Here is a 20,072-nt window from a genome sequence, read left to right as displayed (position 1 = left end):
AGAAGTCTGGATATTGCAGAACATATGGGTAGCTCTAAACCAAGTCTTCTGCCCAAAGAAAGACAAGGTCGCCTAAGTGCGCTGCAGCCGGTGTATGGCACATATCACCATTGTATAAGGTGCGCAGAATGAATAACTGGAGTCCACAGATCCGAGACACGCATAATGGTTATATATTATCAGTACATTGCTTGACAGAAGTTGAGATTGACTATAGTCTGTGCTGTCGTTGGCCTTGGATAAGATGCAATGAAGAGGACGTTTCAGCCGAGTAGAATTGTTAGGAAGCGTAGGCACGGCTTTCGCGCCAGGATGTCAACAAAGTGGGGCAGAAAGATTCTTAACAGAAGGCGCGCTAGGGGGAGGGGCTTGTTGTGCGCTTGAGGGGAGTTGTGACCCTGAAAAAAAGAAGGGAGTTCGCACACGTCAGGTTAAGCGGGCGTTCCGCGAGTAGTGGAGGGCTGTTACTGCAAGCTGCGAAGGATCCGGATAACCCCCCAGAGGGTGGTGGGCCGGTGAGGATTGGCTTTACCGTAAGTAAAAAATCCGGCAACTCTGTGACTCGCAACAGGATACGGAGACGTCTTAGGGTTGTCGCACAAAATGTCGTTGCTACCGACGCGGCTAAGGGGTTTTGTTATGTCCTAGTGAGTAGCAGTAGATTGTCAGAGGTTAGGCTTGGAGCGCTGCAGTCCAGCCTGGTGTCATGTCTAGGGAAGCTTAAGCTGCACGTGTCGTTTCCCGGCTAGATGGAGGAATGGTGGGTTTTCTCAGCTTTTTTTTGTGCGTTCCAGCAGTTGCCATGCTGTTGTTTACTGGGTTTTACCTATCCGTCTTGTCTGGCTGGTTGCAGGTGCGAAAGCTTCCGCTCGCTATTTCCTCGCTGTTTGCAAGTGGTAAAGGAAAAAAATTCTCTTCCGTGGCTGCCCTATGTGCAATCGTTGGAGGAAATTTGGGAGTGGGCAACATTTCTGGAACTGCCGTGGCACTTAGAGCAGGCGGGCCGGGCTTCATAGTCTGGATGGTGCTCATAGTAGTGGTCACCTCCATAATCAAGTACGCCAACTGCTACGTAAGCATAGCTACAAGAATGCCGGTAAATGGCAGGATAATTGGCGGGCCGGTAGTATACGTTAAACATGCTCTAGGAACGTGGGCCTCTTTTGCCATTGCCATCGTAACTGCGGTATGCGCCATAACCGTGGGAAATCTGGTTCAGGTGAATTCTCTGTCCATTCCCATGCACTTAATGGACTTGTCACCGCTCGTTGCCGGCATGCTCATGACACTTGTACTCTTCTTTGTCAGCGCTCTAGGCATGAACTTCATAGCCAAGACTGTGTCCTCAGTTGTCCCGGTGATGACCTTGTCTTACCTTGCACTGTGCGTGATCGTTCTTGCGAAGTTTCACAGCAATATCTTACCTTCACTAGAGCTGATTTTCGCAAGTTTCTTAAATCTAGGTAGCCTAAAAAATGGTGTTACCTTGGCCTTCATTGCAGAGGTCCTAGCGGTCGTACAAGTCGGTGCATTGCGCGGTATATTTGCGACTGACATAGGACTTGGTCTCGAGGGTATTATACACTCACTTGTGGTGAATGAGGATAACGACAAGCGGTTTGCCGTTCAGCAGAGCCTAATATCTCTAATCTCGCCGTTTATTGTCGCGGTGGTAGCGTTTATGACAACCATGGTATTGCTCGTGACCGGCGTGTGGTCTGATATTTCACTAGAAAGTACAAACATGTGCTTCACCGCTTTTATGAACACTTTGGGAACGGGCTACACTGAGTATGTGCTAGTGATACTTATGTTCTGTTTTTCATTTACCACAGTACTGACTTGGCTAATGTGCTCAAAGGAGACCATAATGTACGTCTTGAAAAAGGATTTCTACGGAAAAGCTTGGACCGCGTTTTTCATCGCCATTACTCCCCTGGGGTCGGTGTGCGCCGTCAAGCTCCTCTGGGACGTAGCTGACTTGTCAATTTCGCTGGCTATAATAGTAAACACCATTGGTGTGCTCATAATGACGGCGAAGTATCGCGACATGTTTGAGGGTGTGCACCCTAATAAGTAGCAGCTCAAGTGCGGCACTAGGGCAACACCCCCAGGGCCCCAGGCAGGTTTGGGGTATCTACAGCATTTAAATTACCCAAGCACGGCAAGGACGCAATCATGCAACAATCGGCAAACATTGCTCCGCACGTCCCCCTGATGTTTTAGTCATATATTTTTTTCTTCGTACAAAACTTGCCGCATTTAGGTGCCAGGACCTCTCAGTGCGCGCACTTTCCACCTTGACAAAAGACTCATTCAGCGACACATAATGCACACCGCGGTTTTTAATATCATTATACCCAATGCTAGGCACGTGGTCGCACGACGCCTGGTTGCGTGAACCTCCAATATTGAGAACTAAATCCACCTCAGAACAGTGTTGAGATATAAACTCAACATCGCAGGAAATTAATACTCGACCATCGTATATGCAGCCACGTTCCGTACACACTAGTCGCTTTTTCTTCCCACCAAAAAGGCTCCCATCCGCAATACGAGCCTGTCCATTTTCTCTAGCCCACACAGAATATGCAAATCCCCGTCTGCTCCCTGCCCGCGCTGCAAAATACAGTTTTCCGTCACCCTCCTTCACCGCCACCCCATCAACACTAAAAAAGATGTCCGGAGTCCTGTAAGTAATCGCAAGCAGTAACCCCAGTAGGGTAAAAAACAGTCCTAATGCGATTTTGAAGCTTCCACGCCACCAGCTGAATACAAGAAGTCCAAGCGTTGTTGCTGACACGGCACTCGCAGGAATACTACGCAAAGTTGGAATCAGCCATTCAATATTCGCAGCATAATGAGCTGTGTGTAGGATCACAGCCACAGACGCTTCTAGTGCACGTGACACAAGAACGCTGGACGATATGCAGTCCATCACAAGGTACACAAGCCCTAGGGGAATTACTGCAAACGCAGTAACGGGTACGGCAATAATATTGGCCACTACCCCAATTATGGAAAAGTAGTTAAAATGGTATACAATGTACGGAGCTGTTGCGATACTTACTATAAGGGAGCTCGTGGCCGCCGCAATTAGGTATCGCACAACACCACACGCAGCAACTATCTTGCCCAAGTTACAACCAGCGACTAGTGCTATGACTGCGGCGAACGACATCTGAAAGCTTGGCAGTAAGATTACCTCGGGAGTGAACAACAATATAATGAATGCAGCAAGAGATATGGAGCGCAGGTTGCTGTTGGGTCTATCAATAATTATTCCTATGAAAGTTAGAGCCACCATAACGAATGCCCTGCACGCTGAAACTGGCATTCCGGAAACCAGTAGGTAGCAGAAACTTGCGGCAACAGCTGCAACCGAAGCAAATTTCTTTATGTTATAGCTGAGAGTTAGGGTTTCAGAAAGAGCTAGCACATTCCTGCAAAATACAAAGAAGATCCCAGCGACAAAAGAAAGGTGTAGCCCTGAAATCGCAAAAAGGTGCGAGAGCCCAGAATTTCGTATCTCATCTAGAATCTCGCTTCTGATGCCCAGTCGTTTGCCGATCAGCAGCGCAGCCATTATTTCCGCGCAATCTTTTTGAAGCCCAGCAACAAGTCTCTCATAAATCCTGTTTCTAATTCTCTCAATTCGTTCCTTAAAGAGCACTTTGCTGCTCCGCTCATGCAACTTAACAGGGGAGGTCGTAAAGCCCACCGCGTGGATACTCCTAAAGTAAGCAACGCGCGCAAAGTCGTAGCCATACTTGGACACAGGAACGCGCGGGGGATACATTACCCCGGAGAATATCAGTACGTCTCCTACCCTTATCCCCGAATCAACAGAAGTTCTCACAGCTAGCCTGGCACATATGTCCTGAACTTTGTCGCTTTTGATATTACACATTAGTAACTGAGTATATGCAGGCTTGTAGTCAATCTCTTTCAATAGCCCGGTAGCATCTCTGACGTATGTTCTGTAAAACGTGGCAAGTGGCGCACTTTTGGGAAGAAGTGACACCGTTCTGCAGTATGCACCTACAAATCCAAGTACCCCGAACGCTATGCCCAACAATGGAAAAAATCTTCTATCAACAAGTACGATTAACAGGAGCGCAAGGGCCAGACCGGCAGCAAGGGCTGTTAGCGCAACACTCGGCTCGCGTTCCAGAGAAAAGTAAAGCAAGATCCCCACGGCCTGGAACACTGGAATCCATATCGCAAAGTTGCAGGCCTGTAATGCAAGTGCATCCGTAATTGGCCGCAAAAACCCCCTGCTACCTGTTAGCCCAATTACAGACTGCACTTTACTGGTCGCACATCTAAAGGCTATTATTTAAATTAAAATTTTAATAAATCAAGCATCGCGGTACCAATACATTATCCAATCATGGTAACGACACCCACAAGAACAGGGAGTGCCAACCGCTGTTTGCAGCTCACACCAATGCAGTCCATAACACCCAGACACACAACGAACTGCGCAACAAGGCGTGACCCATTATGCCCTGAGTGTACCACCCAACTTTTCCGCCACTAAAGCAACAATACGCGCAGACACATTACTGATCTCATGCTCGGTCATGGTGCTAATCTTTGACGACATAACAACAGCAATGGCTATTGAAACCTTGCCTTCAGGTACGTTGTCACCACTGTATATATCAAAAACTGCAACTTCCTCGACACTTGGAACACAGCTCACCACGTCAACCAAAGTTTGGGACCGCACACTTTTATCTAGTACAAACGCAAAATCTCTCTTCACTGGTTGGTACTTATGCACTAGGAATTCATCCCCTATGTGGCCTTCACTCACGGCCGGAACGCTGGATACAAATATCTCAAAGCATACAGCAGTAGACTTGATTTCAAAAAAACTAATTAGGTCAGGGTGCAGCTCACCAACATATCCGCACAGTACATCGTGAAAGTATAAATCAGCGGATCTTGCCGGGTGCATGTAGTCCCTACCTGCACAGTCCCTGAGTTCAATCGATTTGCTGTCAACACCCAGTTGCGCAAGCACCTGCAAAGCGTCACACTTCGCATCAAAAAAATCAAACTTCCTAGAGGCAACATGCGGATTACGGGGAACACTGTCACCAGAGCGAACTCCACATATTGAGTGCTCACTCCCACTTAGAGATCTATATGCGTCACCAAGCTCAAAAATCGCCACACTCTCACACCCGCATGCTTGATTGCTAGCAACAACTTGCAACAAATTTGGCAGTAGAGTCGGACGCATAACGTCAAACTGGTTACTCACTGGGTTTTCTATGCGCAGGTGCCCAACATCATAACCAAACCTTTCAGCAGCAACGGCACCACTCATGAAGGACCACGTGACAACCTCAGAAAGCCCTGCGGACAGCATGGACAAGCGCAATTTGCCATCACGCAAGTCCTCAGCCTCTGGTAAGTTTACCGTGTCGGGAGTAATTCGTTGTTCTTGAATATTATCGTATCCGTACACCCGCAAAACCTCCTCTACCACGTCTAGAGAAGATCGCACATCGGCCAATCTCCAGGATGGAACGGAAACCTCCCAGGGGTGTTCGTCAGAATTCACAGCAAAACCCAGCGAGACCAATATCTTTAGGATTTCCCCGCGTGCAATCTCAACACTACACACGGAACCAACGGAATCCGGATGGAAGGGTATCACCCTATTCTCAGGTGGCGCCTCACCACATACCACAACATCGGATGCCATGCCACCACAGTACTTTATTATCATGTGCGCCGCAAAATCTAGGCCAAGTCTAACACATCCAGGATCGACAAACCTCTCAAACCTATAACTGGAATCCGTAGATAGCTTGATCTTCCGTGACGATACCACAATGTCGACGGGATCATACCACGCAGATTCCAGAAATATGTTTTCTGAATCCAATGTACACTCGCTTAACTTTGAGCCTACAACGCCTGCCAAACAGTGGACATCCCCAGAACCATCCGTAACCACCAGATTATCTTTGCACAGGGCATATTCCTTTCCATCAAGCGCAGAAAAATTCGCATCAGAAGATGCGCTAACAATTAGCTTGCCCCCGCAAATCTTATCGGCATCGTACACATGCATGGGCCTATTAAGGACTAGCATGACGTAGTTCACAATATCAACGGCGCATGAAACGGTCTTTATGCCGGCAGACACCAGGCGATCTCGTATCCATCTTGGGGTGCCATTTGTATTCTTGATGGATCTGATGTATCTGCCCATAAACACGCCTTTGGAACGCATCTCCACCTGAATCTTGGGGCTTCCAAAAGTCTCCAGATCACCCCCCATAGTAAGTGGCTTCAAGACCCCAACTCCAGCGGCTGCCAACTCTCTAGCTATGCCGTACAAACCCAGGCAGTCCCCGCGATTGGGCGTGACGCTAACCTCAATTATTGGACCTGGAAGAAAAAAGCTATCCCCAACCTTGTAATCACAATCTGGAAGGTCCAAGATACAGGAATCCCGCTCTCCATACCCCTGTACACCGAGTTCGCTTGCGGAACAGAGCATACCACAACTTTTCACTTCTCTTATGATTGACTCGGCGATTTTTAGCCCGCTACTTGGAATAACCGCCCCACAGCGCGCCAGCACAGCCAACATGCCTTCCCTAACATTAGAAGCAGCACACACTACCTGCAGGTAATTCGCGCCATCAAAGATCTTGCAGATCTTCAGTCTATCGGCTGAAGGATGAAGTGCAACCTCATCAACTCTAGCAACAACAAAAACAGAAGAGGGATCCTGCCCATCGTACAGCAGCTCAGACTCAATACCCAAACGAGACAGCTCATCAACAACCGCGCTAGCCGGCCACCCTGTGTCTAAGTAATCCAGCAGCCAAGAATACGCGAACCTCACGGGCTAGCCCTTAACCACCTTAGTCTCTTCCCTACCGACAAATTCCATGATCGCAACCGGCGCGCAATCTCCCTTGCGAAATCCGTGCTTTAGAATACGGGTATAGCCACCAGGAGTACGTTCATAGCGCTTAGCTAGAACATCAAGCAACTTACTGACCGCCTCAAGATCCCCACACATTCTAGAAAGCAAAAGCCGTCGTCCGTGTAGGACGGAATCCTTCCCAGCATACTTCCTAGCAATGGTTACCAACCTCTCCACAAAGGGCCTAAGATCTTTAGCTTTTGCAACAGTAGTGACGATCCGCTCGTGGCGAACCAGCGATACCGCAAGATTTGCCAGCATAGACATCCTATGCGCAGTGGGCCGAGAAAACTTCCTACAACTTACACCATGCCTCATGAAAGACCCCCATCCACATCCATATACAAAGCACCCACGCTAATCCTCGCTGTACTGTTTGCTGAGATTTTCAATGGACTCAGGCGGCCAATTTGGAACCTTCATGCCAAGATGGAGATTCATACTCGCCAGAACCTCATTTATCTCGTTCAGAGATTTCCTACCAAAGTTCGGGGTCCGCAACATATCGGACTCTGTCTTCTGGACCAGGTCACCTATGTAAGTTATATTGTCATTCTTCAAGCAATTGTGGGACCGCACAGAAAGCTCGAGTTCATCAACCTTACGAAGCAAGTTGTGGTCGTAGGGAAGCGCTCCTTCTTCCTTGTCAACCTTCTTCCTGGTCTCTCCTTCCACCTCCTCAGAGCCCACAAACGACTGCAGCTGGTCTTGCAGCACCCTAGCGGACACAGCCACCGCCTCGTCCGGAGATATAGAACCATCAGTATCCACAGAGAGAATGAGCCTGTCGTAGTCAGTGAACTGACCTATCCTACTGCTTTCTATTCTAAACGCAACCTTCCTGACCGGACTGTACAGAGCATTGGTAGCTATGAAACCAGGACCAACTTCACTCACAGTACCAGACCTAGAAGCCGCCCTGTACTCAGAAGCAGGAACATAACCCCGTCCGCTATTCACATATATCTTAACACTGAAATCAACATCCTTACCCAAAGTACAAATATGCAGATCTTTGTTCAGGATAACGCAGCCCTCCGAATCTCCTATGGCCGCCGCAGTAATCTCCCCCGGACCCTTAGCAACAAGGCGCAAGACCCTGGACCCAGAAGTTAAGAGCTTCACTCTCAACATGCTGATGTTAAGCACCAAATCTGCAACGTCTTCCCTGACCCCAGATATCGACGTTAGCTCATGCGAGACGCCCTCAACCTCTATTCCGTACACAGCAAACCCCCGCAGGGAGGACATCATAACACGCCTTAGCGCGTTGCCAAGAGTAAGGGCAAACCCACTCTCCAGCGGCTCAATAACCAGCTCAGCAGAGCGCGAGACATCGCCACAACCCACAACCTTTACGGAAGAAGGTTTTGTCAACTTATCCCAGTGATCGGATATGGAGAACTCGTTGCCGTAACACAAACCACCGGAATCCCCGCCATCAGAAATCGCCATAAATCTCTCACAAACAAAAAACTACACCCTGCGCCTTTTTGGCAGCTTACATCCATTGTGAGGAAGCTTGGTAGTATCCCTTATGGACGTAACGTTGAGGTTGCAGGTCTGAACTGCCCTTATAGCAGCTTCCCTTCCCGCGCCAGGACCAGATACACATACCGACACGGTCCTCATGCCATTCTTAGCGATGACGGCCTTCACCGCCCTAGCAACAGTCTCCTGAGCAGCGTAAGGGGTCGCCTTCTTGGAGCCTTTAAAGCTACAAGCTCCAGCCGAAGTAGTCACAAGAACGTGCCCCTGCTGGTCAGCAATCGTCACGATAACATTGTTATAGGTTGCACAAACGTGCACCTTGCCGACAACAACATTTCTTTTTTTCTTAGCTATCGCCATGAAACCCCATCACCCCTTCTTGACAGCAACCGCCAACCTGGCACCACCCTTACGGGTCCTAGCGTTGGTGTGCGTCCTCTGACCGCGCACAGGAAGCTTTTTCCTATGACGCAGACCCCTATAACAGCCTATATCCATGAGGAACTTTATGTTCATCGCCACTTCTTTCCTCAAATCAGCTTCAACTACGCAGCCAGACCTTATGAAGTTCCTGATCTTAACTACATCTTCATCGCTTAGAGAGGAAACTAAAGCATCCCGGCTTATACCACAGCCGTCGCAGATTTTACCGGCCAAAGACGGGCCAATACCATATATGTACGTCAATGCGACTACAACACGCTTATTCACGGGGACATTAACCCCACCTATACGCGCCACTAAGAACCCCTAGAATTAAAAGACACCAACGGAACCCCTGTATAGCAAATGTACCACCCACCGTCAACTAGTTATTTAGAGAATCAACCTTATCTCTTATAAGCCTGAACACCTCATCCACGGATTTATTTCCATCTATCTTGACCACCAGTGTCCCGTAATACCTTTCTAGTTCTTCAATCGCAAACTCATATTCCATAACTCTACGCTTGATAGTCCCCGCAACATCGTCGCTCCTACTTACATATTCACGACACCCACACTCGCTGCACACGGTCTCACCAAAACTTATGTTGGACACCTTGCCACAACTCCTGCACACCAAGCGCCCCTGCAGCCTATCCCTCACAACCTCTACATCCACTTCCAACTTTATCACTGCATCGATGCTACAACCCAGTATCTGTAAAACAACCGATAAAAACTCGGCTTGCTGCAGACTTCTCGGAAAGCCATCTAATAGAAAGCCAGGGCCTACTTCTCTGAGCTTTTTCAACATCATCTCACACACGAGGGCATCGCTAACTAGAAGCCCCTCACGCATTATACTCTCTACCTCTTTACCTATCTCAGTGCATTTGCCAATTTCATCACGTAGCAAATCGCCTGCAGATATCACCCGCAACCCATCAAGGTGTCTGGCCAACATACGAGCTTGCGTCCCCTTACCAGAGCCCGGGGCTCCGAAAATGAGCAAGTTTATTTTACTCTTTTCCATAGCTCGGACTTCTTAATCAATGCACTGTACCTGCCAGAGTACACTTGAGTCTGAACTTGAGAGAATGTATCGTTTATTACGTTTACGATGATCAAAAAGCTGGTGCCCCCCAGGGTAAATGACACCGCACAGTAGTACCTGATAACTTCCGGAACTACGCATACAACGGACAGGTACACCGCACCTAAAACCGTAATCTTCCCTATCACTTGGTCAAAATACTCCTGAGTCGCCTTGCCAGGACGCTTACCGGGTACGAATCCGCCGTTCTTCTTTAGCATTTCCGATGTTTCCTTCGTATCAAATACCAGAGAGGTGTAGAAGAAAGTGAAGAACATTATCAGCGCTATGTAGACAGTCACGTACACAACACCCTCAGAGGAGAAGTATCCAAGCAGCGTATCCGCCCACTCAGAACCGGAGTGAAATCTTACAAGAGTAATGAAAGATAGAAGTAGAGCATTAGCAAAAATGGGAGGTATCACACCGGAGATGTTGATCTTTAGCGGAATGTAGCTTGAGTCACTGTTATAAAAACGGCCTCCGGTTTGTCTTTTGGGGTACTGAACAAAAACCTTTCTATACGATCTCTCGAAAAAAATTATAAGTAGGAATAGTACAAAAAACGCCGCCAATATGGACAGAACTGCGAATCCCGAAATCTCCCCATTCTTCCCCAACAAGAACACCGAGGATAGTGAGCTGGGCAACTCGGAGATTATCCCCACGAAAATTATCAGGGAAATTCCGTTGCCTATCCCCCTTGAGCTAATTCCCTCCCCGAGCCAAAGCAAAAACATTGTACCAGCGAGCAGGCTGCTAATCCCCACAACCCGAAACATTATCCCCGGATCTATAACTACCATCACCTCATCTGAGTTCATGTGCTCCAGCCCTATCAGTATAACTAGCCCCTGAACAATGGAGAAAACCACAGCGAGATATCTCGTGTAGGTGCTTATTCGCATCCTGCCGAGCTCACCATCCTGTCGCATCTCGTTCAGGGCTGGCACTGCAACAGAAAGCAACTGTACTATGATTGATGAGACTATATAGGGCATAACGTTGAGCGCAAATATGGTCATCCTACCCAACGCGCCACCGGAAAATACGTTAAATATCCCCAATACGCCAGTGGAGTGGCTCGACACTATCCTCTCTATTACACCTGGATTGACCCCAGGAATCGGTATATAAGTCCCCAAGCGGTACACTACCAAAGCGAGTAGTGTGAATCCAAATTTCCGGAGCAGTCCAATATCGCTTCGCGAACTCGCACTCACAACAAACCTTCCCAAAAATACATCAACCCCCTAACGAGGAGACCTTCTTCTCAGCAGTCTTGGACACAGCGTCATAGCCTATTCCTACTTTTTTCGCCTTCAGCTTGCCCTTTCCAAGAATTTTAACCTTGCTCCTAGACGAGGATATCACACCTAATTCCGCCAAGAGCTCCTTGCTAATATTAGAAGCATCGTCTATTTTTTTCTCGTCAATCAGCCTCTGTATAGCACCAAGATTCACTATCTCATACTTGACGCGTGACATGGATCTGAACCCTCTTTTGGGAAGACGAGTGAATATAGGCTGCTGCCCCCCTTCGAATCCGTTGACCGAACACCCAGACCTAGCTTTCTGGCCCTTATGCCCCCTACCAGAGGTTTTACCTTTACCGCAGCCTAGGCCCCTACCCAAAACTTTAGGCTTCTTACGCCTGGGCAGACCGGCAAACAACTCGTTTAATTTCATATTACAACACCGATCATCGATTCTCTATAACCTCACCGACCTTCCTACTCCTCTTACCCGCAACCTGCTTAGGAGACAGCATATTCCTAAAAGCAGAAAATACGGCATAAATTACGCTGTGAGGATTCGAAGACCCTATAATCTTCGCAACCACATCCTGTACACCTAGTACCTCAAAAACTGCCCTAACTGAACCTCCTGCAATAATTCCCGTACCAACTCTGGCAGACCTGAGGACCACCCTGCTGGCACAGAACTTCGCTTCTATATCATGATGAAGTGTCCTAGACTCGCGGAGATATACTCTTATCATGCTCTTCTTTGCTGCGCTCACCGCCTTTATTTTGGCTTCAGAAACCTCAGCGTGCTTACCCATACCGCAGCCCACTCTACCCTTTTCGTCACCCACCACAACGAGCACAGAAAAGGAAAATCGTCTTCCTCCCTTGACAACCTTCGAAACCCTGCGCACTGACACCAATAGCTCTGACAAATCGTGGGAATCGTGTGCAGTACGCTGCTTCTTATCAATACTCATCAAACACCCTAAAACTTGAAACCAAGACTTCGCAACTCATCAGCAAACGCGGCCACTACACCTATGTATTTACAGGAACCGCGGTCCAGCACAAACCTGTGGTAGCCAGCATCCAGGCTACCCAAGCGACTAGCAAACAATCTAGCAACCATCTTCGCGGACTCAGAGTTTACCCTCCTCTTTGCCACAGCCAAGACATCAGGTTCCAGAGTGGAGGCAGCCGCCAAAGTCGCGCCCTTCTCATCATCTATAAGCTGCGCGTAAAAGTGCCTATTGGACCTAAATACGGAAAGTCGTACAGCCGACAGCGACCTAAGTTTCATCCTAACCCGCCTCTTGCGCCTTTCTGCCCTTCTTAAATCAAACAACGACATAGTCAGACTCACTTATCTACTTCTTCTTACTCACTTCCTTCCGATATACGTATTCTCCCTTCACGGATATGCCCTTACCCTTGTATGGATCGTACCGCCTTATTGAGCATATATCAGCCGCCACCATGTGCACCTTAACTTTGTCGGAACCCCTGACAACGAGCTGAGAGGGCTTGGGGCACTTAATTTCTATCCCCTCAGGGATCACGTACTTTACCCCGTGGCTAAACCCCACAAACATCGACAGGTACTTGTCGTCACATACCACTCTGTAACCAACACCACTGACTTCAAGCTCAACTGAAAACCCCTTGGACAGCCCCTCGATGGCGCTGTTTATGTTGCTGCGATAAGAACCCCACATTACCTTCGCCCTAGGAGAAGACTGCTTCTCGTTAACGAGCAGCAGAGCATTGCCATCGAGCACGGCCTTTATACCGTGACAAAGAACGAAGGCAGAAGTCTTCCCGCCCTTACCAACGACAGTCACAGACCCCCCATCGTGCACATCAATCTTTACACCCTCAGGAATCTCTATGGGCATAGCCCCGATTCTAGACACAAGAAACTCTCCCTAAAAAACGCCACACAAAATCTCTCCACCGATGCCCAGCTTACGCGCCTTGTAATCCAACATCACCCCCTGTGACGTTGACACTATGTATACGCCAAGGCCATTGTAGAACTTCGGCAACCTATCTGCGGAAGAGTATACCCTCTTACCTGGACGAGAAACACGAACTATCTTCTTGATGACGGGAGCACAATTGTAGTACTTCAAATCCACCTTGAAGTTCCAGATCCCGGGGCTTTTAGACTCCTCCTCACTAAAACCTTCTATATAACCCTCTGCAAGCAAAATCTCCAATATCGCTTTAACTATCTTAGAGCGCGGCACGGACACAGCCTTATTCATACCCTTCTGCCCATTACGCAGGCGAGTCAAAAAATCAGCGACCGGATCGGACAACGACACAACTAACCTCCCTTCTTCATATACCTACCAGCTCGACTTCGTCAAGCCGGGTACTTGCCCCACTGAACCAAGCTGGCGTAGCACTATACGAGACACCATGAACTTCCTGTAGTAACCGCGGGGCCTTCCAGTAATGAGACACCTATTCCTAACCCTAATATACGAAGAATCCCTGGGCATCTTGGAAAGCTTCACCTGAGCAGCAAACCTCTCAGCCATGGGTAAAGATTCATCCTTTATAATACGCACCAGAGCACGCCTCTTCTCCGATGACCGCGCAGAAATAGCGATACGCTTAAGATTTCTCTGCACCACGGACTTTTTAGACACTACAACCCCCCACCTACCTAATTCATAAAAGGAAATCCCAACTCTATAAGCAAAGCCTTGGCATCTTGATCACTTGTCGCGGTAGTAACTACGCTTACGTCCAAACCGCGAACCTTATCTATTTTGTCGTAGTCCACCTCAAGGAAAGATATGTGTTCCTTTACCCCAAAAGATATATTCCCATGCCCATCAAACTGCGACATAGACAACCCTCTAAAGTCCCGCTCACGCGGAAGAGCCACATTTACAAGTCTATCAAGAAACTCATACATCCTCTTACCCCTAAGGGTGACCATACAACCCACCGGAAACCCCTTACGTATCTTGAAACCAGCAATGGACCGTCTGGCACGAGTCACCACGGGCTTTTGCGCAGATATCAGAGCTAGATCCCTGCTACACGAATCTATAACCTTGCTGTCCATGGCCGCAACACCAATACCCATGTTAAGGCAAACCTTAACCACCCTAGGCACCTGCATGACACTACTGCGCCCCAGCTTACTCATAAGAGACTTCGCCACAGCCTCCTTACATACACTTCCTAGCATATAAACCTAACTCAACACCCTGCCAGAACTCTTTAGATACCGCACCTTCTTTCCGTCTACAAATTTGTAACCCACCTTGGCACGCACACCAGTTTCACTGTCGAAAAAAGCGACATTGGAGATGTTCACAAACCTTTCTACACTAAAAACGCCACCTTCTCTATCTTTGGAAGGCTTAACGCTTTTCCTACAGAGAGCCACCCCTGCAACTTTAGCGAGAACGTGCTTACCCTTTCTCAAAACCTTGACAACCTTGCCAACCTTACCTTTGTCGCCCCCAGCTATGACGATCACGTCGTCTCCGCTAACAATCTTAGCCACTACAACACCTCCACAGCCAAAGACATCACCTTGGTAAACTCGCCAACGGGCAGCTTCCTAACAGGACCAAAAACCCTGGTACCCAAGGGGTCACCTTGGTCATTCACCAACACAACAGCGTTACTAGAAAACCGGATAACACTGCCATCCAACCTGCGAATAGGGCCTTTGGTCCTCACGACAACCGCCTTGTAGACCTTGCCCTTGCTCACCTTCCCTCTGGGAACAACAGCCCTGGCAGAAACAACTATCACGTCCCCAACCGAAGCACACCTCTTTCCGCCCAAAAACCCTATACAGAGCACCCTACGAGCGCCGGAGTTGTCAGCTACATCTAAAATCGCATTCTTCTGTATCATAGTAAACCCCTAATCATCCACCACAATCCACCTCTTGGTGGCAGAAACGGGGATATACTCCTTTATTTTCACCACATCACCACGCTTGTACTTGTTGTGCTCATCATGCACGGAGTAAGTCCTACGCTTCTTCACGATTTTCTCGTACACTTTGTGATGAACCATGCGGCAGACTGAGACCTTCACAGTCTTATCGCGTCTAGCATCAGTAACGATACCTACCAGGACCCCCTTAGACATCGCCACCCCTTATTCTTCTCAAGCTCAACACAGTAAGCACTCGGGCTATCTCCTTTTTAGTCACACCCCTGCGAGCACTGTTGGTCGACCCACCACCCTTGCTTTCAAACACTTGTGCAACCAAGTCCCTGCGCAAGGACGCCAGCTTCTCGCGCAACTCTTTGGAAGATTTCCCCTCCATATCAGCAGAAGAACCCATACTTACCTCAACCCATCTTCAACATAACAACACCTCATGGGCAACTTCGACCTCGCTTTTCTGAGGGCCTCCCTAGCCAAAACAGATGGAACTCCTCCTATCTCGAACAGAACCCTACCAGGCTGCACCCTGCACACCCACATCTCTGTACTACCCTTGCCCTTACCCATACGGACATCAACAGGCTTCTTACTTACAGGAACGTGGCAAAACACCCTTATCCACACCTTGCCCACACGCCTAAGACTTCTAGATATACTGCGCCTAGCAGACTCAATCTGCTTTGACGTTAACCTGCATGGCTCCAAAGCCTTAAGCCCGCACGAGCCAAAGGCCAACTCGCTTCCACCCTTAGTATGACCCTTAATGCGCCCCTTAAAGCTTTTAGAGTACTTGGTCTTTTTCGGTACAAACAACATAACTACATCTCACTCTATACCGGCTCTGGTGTCACCAACATGCACCCAAACCTTAACGCCAACAATACCGTATACAGTCTTGGCCTCGGCGCAACTGTAGTCTATGTTGGCCCTGAAAGTGTGCAGGGGTACGCTACCTTCCTTGTACCACTCAGTCCTAGCGATCTCCGCTCCACCTAACCTTCCAGAGCAACTGACCTTAATCCCTTTTGCCCCTAGCTTCAAGCAATTCTGAACACCTCTCTTCATGGCCCTCCTGAAAGACACCCTCTTCTCCAGCTGCTGCGCTATGTTCTCAGCTATGAGTGCCGCCTTCAGATCAGGCTTTTTCACCTCCACTATGTGAAGCTCCACATCATGGTTGATCATCTTAGCAATTTTCTGCCTCACCCTGTCTATATCGGTACCCTTCTTACCTATGATAACCCCAGGCCGCGCAGAGTGTATGTTGATTATTACAGCATCAACTTTCCTGGCGATAACCACCCGGCTAACAGCGGCGTGATGGAAGGTCTTCTTGACGAAGCTCCGCAGCAGCAGGTCCTCATGCAGCTTGGACGCATAACCCCCGTTAGCGTACCATAGCGAATCCCAAGTTCCTACTATTTTTAACCTTAATCCGACAGGATTAGATTTCTGCCCCATAAGTTACCTTTCCAACAATCTAATAACGACGCTACCGTAGCGCTTCCTTATCCTACATGCCTTACCACGTGCCCTAGGCTGAACTCTGCGCAAGGTGAAAGACTTGCCCACCAGGACCTCTTTTACATATAAGCTGTCCAGGTCCACTCCGTAGTTGGCCTGGGCATTGGCTACAGCAGATTTAAGCACCTTCTCAACAAGGGAAGCTGCTTTCTTCCTACAAAACTTTAAGTGCACGACGGCCGCAGACACATCCTGACCCCTGATTAGATCTGCAACCAAATTCAACTTAGAAGGCGTGGACCTGAGCCCAGACCCCTTAGCACTGATAACGGTAGCCATATTAACCCCTCCTAGACACCTTCTTATCACCCGCATGCCCCAGGAATCGCCTGGTAGGAGAGAACTCGCCGAACTTGCGCCCCACTATGTTATCGGTGACCTTCACGGGTATATAGGTCTTCCCGTTGTGCACCCCGAAAGTCAGCCCTATAAACTTATGTAAGATTACAGAGGACCTCGAGTGTATGTTGATTATCACATTGCTCCTATTGGAAGAGATAGCCCTATTAGCCAAGCGAAGCACATGCGGCGCACAAAAGGGAGGTTTTTTAACAGACCTAGACATAAACTACCTACCTCTTCTTCTGACAGACGAAACTTTAATATATTTGTCACTATGCCTGCCACGTTTCCGGGTCTTCTTACCCTTTGTAGGCACACCCCACGGAGTAACAGAATTCCTACCACCAGAAGTTTTACCCTCACCACCACCATGCGGATGATCTACGGGGTTCATGGCAACTCCGCGGACTGTAGGTCTAACGCCAAGCCACCTCCTTCTACCTGCTTTACCGAGCTTGATATTCTGATTATTCAAGTTTGATACTATACCCACCGTGGCTCTACACAATGCAAGAATCTTCCTCACTTCACCGGAACCCAACCTAAGCAGCACATACGCACCATCTCTACCCATAACCTGAGCGTAATTACCGGCTGCCCTAGCTATTACTCCACCACCACCTGGTCTGAGCTCCACATTGTGCACAAAAGTTCCCGCCGGCACAGAGCCCAACTGCAAACAGTTCCCCGGGAGCACGTCAGAACCCGCACCAGACACAACTACATCGGAGACCTTCAGCCCATCGGGAGCCAAAATATAAGACAGCTGCCCATCTTCGTATTTAATCAACGCCAAAAAGGCAGTTCGATTCGGGTCGTATTCCAAGCGCTGCACAACAGCTGGAATGCCGTCCTTATTTCTCTTGAAGTCTACTACTCTGTACATCCGCTTGTGCCCACCACCGCGGTGACGAACAGTGATAACCCCCCGGGAATTTCTACCACCACTTGAAACCCTGCCACACACCAAGGACTTCTCCGGCTTACCTTCCCACAGAGAAAACCTGTCCACCAGAACAGTACCCCTCGAGGCGGAGGTAACAGGATTCAAAACCTTAAGACTCATTTCACCTCCACAATCTCGAATCCCTTACCTTTGGGCAGTGAAAAATACACTTTCTTCCTGTCCTTTCTCTTACCAAAAATCCCTCTACAGCGCTTGCTCTTCCCCTTAACCCTGAGCGAGCATACATCCAGGGGATCCTCCCCACACAGCAGCTTTATTGCACGCCTGATCTGGGGCTTTGCGGCACCAATCGCCACATAGACAGCATACCTGTTACATCCCTCACTTAGTGAGACTGATTTCTCCGTGATTACAGGTGAGACAATAACTGAAAGACTATCCATTACACAACCTACTTTCGAGACACCGAACGGTGCCAACGGTCAGGATAACGCAATCGTGCCGCAATATGTCCAGGACATTTATGCCCTGATACCGCAACAGATCGACATTGGGGAGGTTCCTGCACGCACACATTACCTTGTCCTTATACTCCTCAGCAACAACGAGATAGGACCTATGCGCACCGAAATTGCCAAAAGCCGCACGCGCCTCAGCTGTTTTCTCAAGCAGTAGACCGGAATCGTCGAGCACCACAAGTTTTCCACTAGAAACCTTCATGGACAGCGCAACTTTCAATCCCAACCTTCGAACCTTTTTGTTCAAAGAATGCGCGTGACTCCTGCTCACAGGACCGAAAATAACGGCCCCACCGCGGAATTGCGGACTGCGCAGACTACCCTGACGCGCCCTACCCGTATGCTTTTGCCTGTAGGGCTTTGCAGTCGTACCAGACACATCGGATATGCACCTGGTTTTGCGCGTACCCGAGCGTCTCTTGGCAAGCTGCCAATTTACCACATCCTTAAGTATATCGTTCCGGGGCTGCACACCAAACACCGCAGGGCTCAGCTCAACTCGGCCAACAACCTCATTCTTGATATTCACAACATTGACTTCCATAAACGCCCTCAACCTTTCACTCAACTAGTAGCACCTATGGAAGAACTAGACGCGCCGCCGACTGGAACTGGCTTCTTTACAGCATCCCTCACCAACACATACGACCCACAGGACCCAGGAACATTGTTACCCGCAACAACAAGCAGCGACTCTTCGGGATCCACAAGAACAACCCTGAGGTTTTGCGTAACAGACATGCTGCCGCCCATGCGCCCCGCCATCTTCTTACCCTTAAACACCCTGCCGGGATCCTGGCATTGCCCAGTAGAACCCTGAGATCTATGGGATATAGAAACACCATGAGACGCACACAGCCCCCCAAAGTTGTGCCTCTTCATAACACCAGCAAAACCCTTACCTATAGAGAGACCGGCGACATCCACAAATTGGTCCTGAAAAAAGCGATCCACCAGAATCTTACTTCCAGGCTCAATCCCATCGACCGTATCAACTCGAGATTCGAACAAGTGGCAATCCACCTCTATCCCCTTCTTCCTGAGCGCACATACCTGCGGTTTGTTGATGCGCCCAGGCCGGCGTACACCCAAAACAACTGCATTGTACCCGTGCACGTCCTTTTTCTTCACCTCAACAACGAAGGTATCCTCAAGCAACAACAAGGTTACTGGAACCCTAGCGCCTGCGGCGCCAAATACCGCAGTGGTACCGACCTTCTTCATCAATAAACCCACTCCACTCCTGGCTGCCACGTTACCCCCCTACAACCTTAACCTTAACATCAACACCAGCAGGCAACTGCAAGCCCATAAGAGCCTGAAGTATGGCAGGGTTAGCCTTGGGCAGACTAATAAGCCTCTTATGAGTTCTAATCTCGAACTGCTCCCTAGACTTTTTATCGACATGAGTAGAGCGATTCACAATGAACCTGGCGATTCTACGGGGAAAGAACACGGGACCATCGACCTTCGCCCCGCTCCTTCTCGCAATCATTATTATGTTGCGAGCAGACCTATCGAGCAAACAGTGGTCAAACGCTTTGAGCTCAATGTATATCTTCTGCGTCACCATAGACCACTACTCCAAAATCTCAGTTATGATGCCCGAGCCGACAGTTCTACCACCCTC

The 20,072-nt window shown here is 48.9% G+C and carries 31 protein-coding genes; 3 read left to right on the top strand and 28 right to left on the bottom strand.

Annotated features, from left to right (window positions below; genetic code table 11):
• Positions 1–249 precede the first annotated feature (249 nt).
• From rpmH to OC187_RS04485, 3 genes are read left to right on the top strand one after another with little or no spacing between them, the layout of a single operon-like run.
• Positions 250–384, top strand: coding sequence for a 50S ribosomal protein L34 (rpmH, locus tag OC187_RS04495; protein WP_262998332.1), 135 nt, complete (start codon positions 250–252; stop codon positions 382–384).
• Complete coding sequence (gene rnpA / locus OC187_RS04490) at positions 375–749, top strand: ribonuclease P protein component (RefSeq protein WP_262998331.1); 375 nt, start codon at positions 375–377, stop codon at positions 747–749. Before rpmH ends, rnpA begins: the two co-directional genes overlap by 10 nt.
• Before the next feature lie 8 nt (positions 750–757).
• Complete coding sequence (locus OC187_RS04485; RefSeq protein ID WP_396124739.1) at positions 758–2,080, top strand: alanine:cation symporter family protein; 1,323 nt, start codon at positions 758–760, stop codon at positions 2,078–2,080.
• A 96-nt stretch (positions 2,081–2,176) separates the two neighbouring features.
• Here the strand turns inward: OC187_RS04485 and OC187_RS04480 are convergent, their stop codons facing one another.
• The 28 genes from OC187_RS04480 to rpsJ form a co-directional block, all read right to left on the bottom strand.
• Complete coding sequence (locus tag OC187_RS04480; protein ID WP_262998330.1) at positions 2,177–4,309, bottom strand: ComEC/Rec2 family competence protein; 2,133 nt, start codon at positions 4,307–4,309, stop codon at positions 2,177–2,179.
• Between the two features lie 195 nt (positions 4,310–4,504).
• A complete protein-coding gene (pheT, locus tag OC187_RS04475; RefSeq protein WP_262998329.1) occupies positions 4,505–6,877 on the bottom strand; it encodes a phenylalanine--tRNA ligase subunit beta in 2,373 nt (790 codons plus the stop codon).
• A gap of 3 nt (positions 6,878–6,880) precedes the next feature.
• The gene (gene rplQ, locus OC187_RS04470; RefSeq protein ID WP_262998328.1) at positions 6,881–7,279 is read right to left on the bottom strand and encodes a 50S ribosomal protein L17; all 399 of its coding nucleotides are present in this window, start codon (positions 7,277–7,279) and stop codon (positions 6,881–6,883) included.
• A gap of 39 nt (positions 7,280–7,318) precedes the next feature.
• Positions 7,319–8,416 (bottom strand): DNA-directed RNA polymerase subunit alpha, encoded by a 1,098-nt coding sequence (locus tag OC187_RS04465; RefSeq protein WP_262998326.1) that lies wholly within the window; start codon positions 8,414–8,416, stop codon positions 7,319–7,321.
• 21 nt (positions 8,417–8,437) lie between these two features.
• A complete protein-coding gene (gene rpsK / locus OC187_RS04460) occupies positions 8,438–8,812 on the bottom strand; it encodes a 30S ribosomal protein S11 (RefSeq protein WP_262998325.1) in 375 nt (124 codons plus the stop codon).
• Between the two features lie 9 nt (positions 8,813–8,821).
• Positions 8,822–9,193 carry a 30S ribosomal protein S13 gene (gene rpsM / locus OC187_RS04455; RefSeq protein WP_262998324.1) on the bottom strand — a complete coding sequence of 124 codons (372 nt, stop codon included), beginning with the start codon at positions 9,191–9,193 and terminating at the stop codon, positions 8,822–8,824.
• A 67-nt stretch (positions 9,194–9,260) separates the two neighbouring features.
• A complete protein-coding gene (locus OC187_RS04450) occupies positions 9,261–9,911 on the bottom strand; it encodes an adenylate kinase family protein (protein WP_262998323.1) in 651 nt (216 codons plus the stop codon).
• Entirely contained in the window at positions 9,893–11,194 is a 1,302-nt protein-coding gene (gene secY / locus OC187_RS04445) for a preprotein translocase subunit SecY (protein ID WP_263008633.1), read from the bottom strand. Before secY ends, OC187_RS04450 begins: the two co-directional genes overlap by 19 nt.
• Before the next feature lie 22 nt (positions 11,195–11,216).
• Positions 11,217–11,660 carry a 50S ribosomal protein L15 gene (rplO, locus tag OC187_RS04440; protein WP_262998321.1) on the bottom strand — a complete coding sequence of 148 codons (444 nt, stop codon included), beginning with the start codon at positions 11,658–11,660 and terminating at the stop codon, positions 11,217–11,219.
• Positions 11,661–11,673: 13 nt separating this feature from the next.
• Positions 11,674–12,198: a 30S ribosomal protein S5 gene (gene rpsE, locus OC187_RS04435; protein ID WP_262998320.1), complete on the bottom strand. Its 525-nt coding sequence runs from the start codon at positions 12,196–12,198 to the stop codon at positions 11,674–11,676.
• A gap of 8 nt (positions 12,199–12,206) precedes the next feature.
• Complete coding sequence (rplR, locus tag OC187_RS04430) at positions 12,207–12,572, bottom strand: 50S ribosomal protein L18 (protein ID WP_262998319.1); 366 nt, start codon at positions 12,570–12,572, stop codon at positions 12,207–12,209.
• A 16-nt stretch (positions 12,573–12,588) separates the two neighbouring features.
• Positions 12,589–13,134, bottom strand: coding sequence for a 50S ribosomal protein L6 (rplF, locus tag OC187_RS04425; protein ID WP_262998318.1), 546 nt, complete (start codon positions 13,132–13,134; stop codon positions 12,589–12,591).
• A gap of 12 nt (positions 13,135–13,146) precedes the next feature.
• Entirely contained in the window at positions 13,147–13,548 is a 402-nt protein-coding gene (gene rpsH / locus OC187_RS04420; protein ID WP_262998317.1) for a 30S ribosomal protein S8, read from the bottom strand.
• A 24-nt stretch (positions 13,549–13,572) separates the two neighbouring features.
• Positions 13,573–13,878 (bottom strand): 30S ribosomal protein S14, encoded by a 306-nt coding sequence (gene rpsN, locus OC187_RS04415; RefSeq protein WP_262998316.1) that lies wholly within the window; start codon positions 13,876–13,878, stop codon positions 13,573–13,575.
• Positions 13,879–13,895: 17 nt separating this feature from the next.
• On the bottom strand, positions 13,896–14,429 hold the full coding sequence (rplE, locus tag OC187_RS04410) for a 50S ribosomal protein L5 (RefSeq protein ID WP_262998315.1): 534 nt from the start codon (positions 14,427–14,429) through the stop codon (positions 13,896–13,898).
• A gap of 6 nt (positions 14,430–14,435) precedes the next feature.
• The gene (rplX, locus tag OC187_RS04405) at positions 14,436–14,750 is read right to left on the bottom strand and encodes a 50S ribosomal protein L24 (protein ID WP_262998314.1); all 315 of its coding nucleotides are present in this window, start codon (positions 14,748–14,750) and stop codon (positions 14,436–14,438) included.
• A complete protein-coding gene (gene rplN, locus OC187_RS04400) occupies positions 14,750–15,109 on the bottom strand; it encodes a 50S ribosomal protein L14 (RefSeq protein WP_262998313.1) in 360 nt (119 codons plus the stop codon). Before rplN ends, rplX begins: the two co-directional genes overlap by 1 nt.
• 9 nt (positions 15,110–15,118) lie before the next feature.
• A complete protein-coding gene (rpsQ, locus tag OC187_RS04395) occupies positions 15,119–15,349 on the bottom strand; it encodes a 30S ribosomal protein S17 (RefSeq protein ID WP_262998312.1) in 231 nt (76 codons plus the stop codon).
• Positions 15,342–15,548 (bottom strand): 50S ribosomal protein L29, encoded by a 207-nt coding sequence (rpmC, locus tag OC187_RS04390; protein WP_262998311.1) that lies wholly within the window; start codon positions 15,546–15,548, stop codon positions 15,342–15,344. Before rpmC ends, rpsQ begins: the two co-directional genes overlap by 8 nt.
• Positions 15,549–15,550: 2 nt before the next feature.
• Positions 15,551–15,964 carry a 50S ribosomal protein L16 gene (gene rplP / locus OC187_RS04385; RefSeq protein WP_262998334.1) on the bottom strand — a complete coding sequence of 138 codons (414 nt, stop codon included), beginning with the start codon at positions 15,962–15,964 and terminating at the stop codon, positions 15,551–15,553.
• 12 nt (positions 15,965–15,976) lie between these two features.
• Positions 15,977–16,612, bottom strand: a complete 636-nt coding sequence (gene rpsC / locus OC187_RS04380) for a 30S ribosomal protein S3 (protein ID WP_262998310.1) — start codon at positions 16,610–16,612, stop codon at positions 15,977–15,979.
• A 3-nt stretch (positions 16,613–16,615) separates the two neighbouring features.
• On the bottom strand, positions 16,616–16,954 hold the full coding sequence (rplV, locus tag OC187_RS04375) for a 50S ribosomal protein L22 (RefSeq protein ID WP_262998309.1): 339 nt from the start codon (positions 16,952–16,954) through the stop codon (positions 16,616–16,618).
• A 1-nt stretch (position 16,955) separates the two neighbouring features.
• A complete protein-coding gene (gene rpsS, locus OC187_RS04370; protein WP_262998308.1) occupies positions 16,956–17,240 on the bottom strand; it encodes a 30S ribosomal protein S19 in 285 nt (94 codons plus the stop codon).
• A gap of 3 nt (positions 17,241–17,243) precedes the next feature.
• On the bottom strand, positions 17,244–18,083 hold the full coding sequence (gene rplB, locus OC187_RS04365; RefSeq protein ID WP_262998307.1) for a 50S ribosomal protein L2: 840 nt from the start codon (positions 18,081–18,083) through the stop codon (positions 17,244–17,246).
• Positions 18,080–18,367: a 50S ribosomal protein L23 gene (locus tag OC187_RS04360; protein WP_262998306.1), complete on the bottom strand. Its 288-nt coding sequence runs from the start codon at positions 18,365–18,367 to the stop codon at positions 18,080–18,082. The genes rplB and OC187_RS04360 overlap by 4 nt, the downstream gene beginning before the upstream one ends.
• Positions 18,360–18,986, bottom strand: a complete 627-nt coding sequence (rplD, locus tag OC187_RS04355) for a 50S ribosomal protein L4 (RefSeq protein ID WP_262998333.1) — start codon at positions 18,984–18,986, stop codon at positions 18,360–18,362. The genes OC187_RS04360 and rplD overlap by 8 nt, the downstream gene beginning before the upstream one ends.
• Before the next feature lie 20 nt (positions 18,987–19,006).
• Positions 19,007–19,696, bottom strand: a complete 690-nt coding sequence (rplC, locus tag OC187_RS04350; protein WP_263008632.1) for a 50S ribosomal protein L3 — start codon at positions 19,694–19,696, stop codon at positions 19,007–19,009.
• A 1-nt stretch (position 19,697) separates the two neighbouring features.
• On the bottom strand, positions 19,698–20,015 hold the full coding sequence (gene rpsJ, locus OC187_RS04345; RefSeq protein ID WP_262998304.1) for a 30S ribosomal protein S10: 318 nt from the start codon (positions 20,013–20,015) through the stop codon (positions 19,698–19,700).
• Positions 20,016–20,072: the final 57 nt, after the last annotated feature.

The organism is Anaplasma capra, assembly GCF_025628805.1.
Taxonomy (GTDB): Bacteria; Pseudomonadota; Alphaproteobacteria; order Rickettsiales; family Anaplasmataceae; genus Anaplasma; species Anaplasma capra.
The sequence above is the reverse complement of the archived record's forward strand: the minus strand, read 5'-3'. Positions and strand labels throughout refer to the sequence as shown.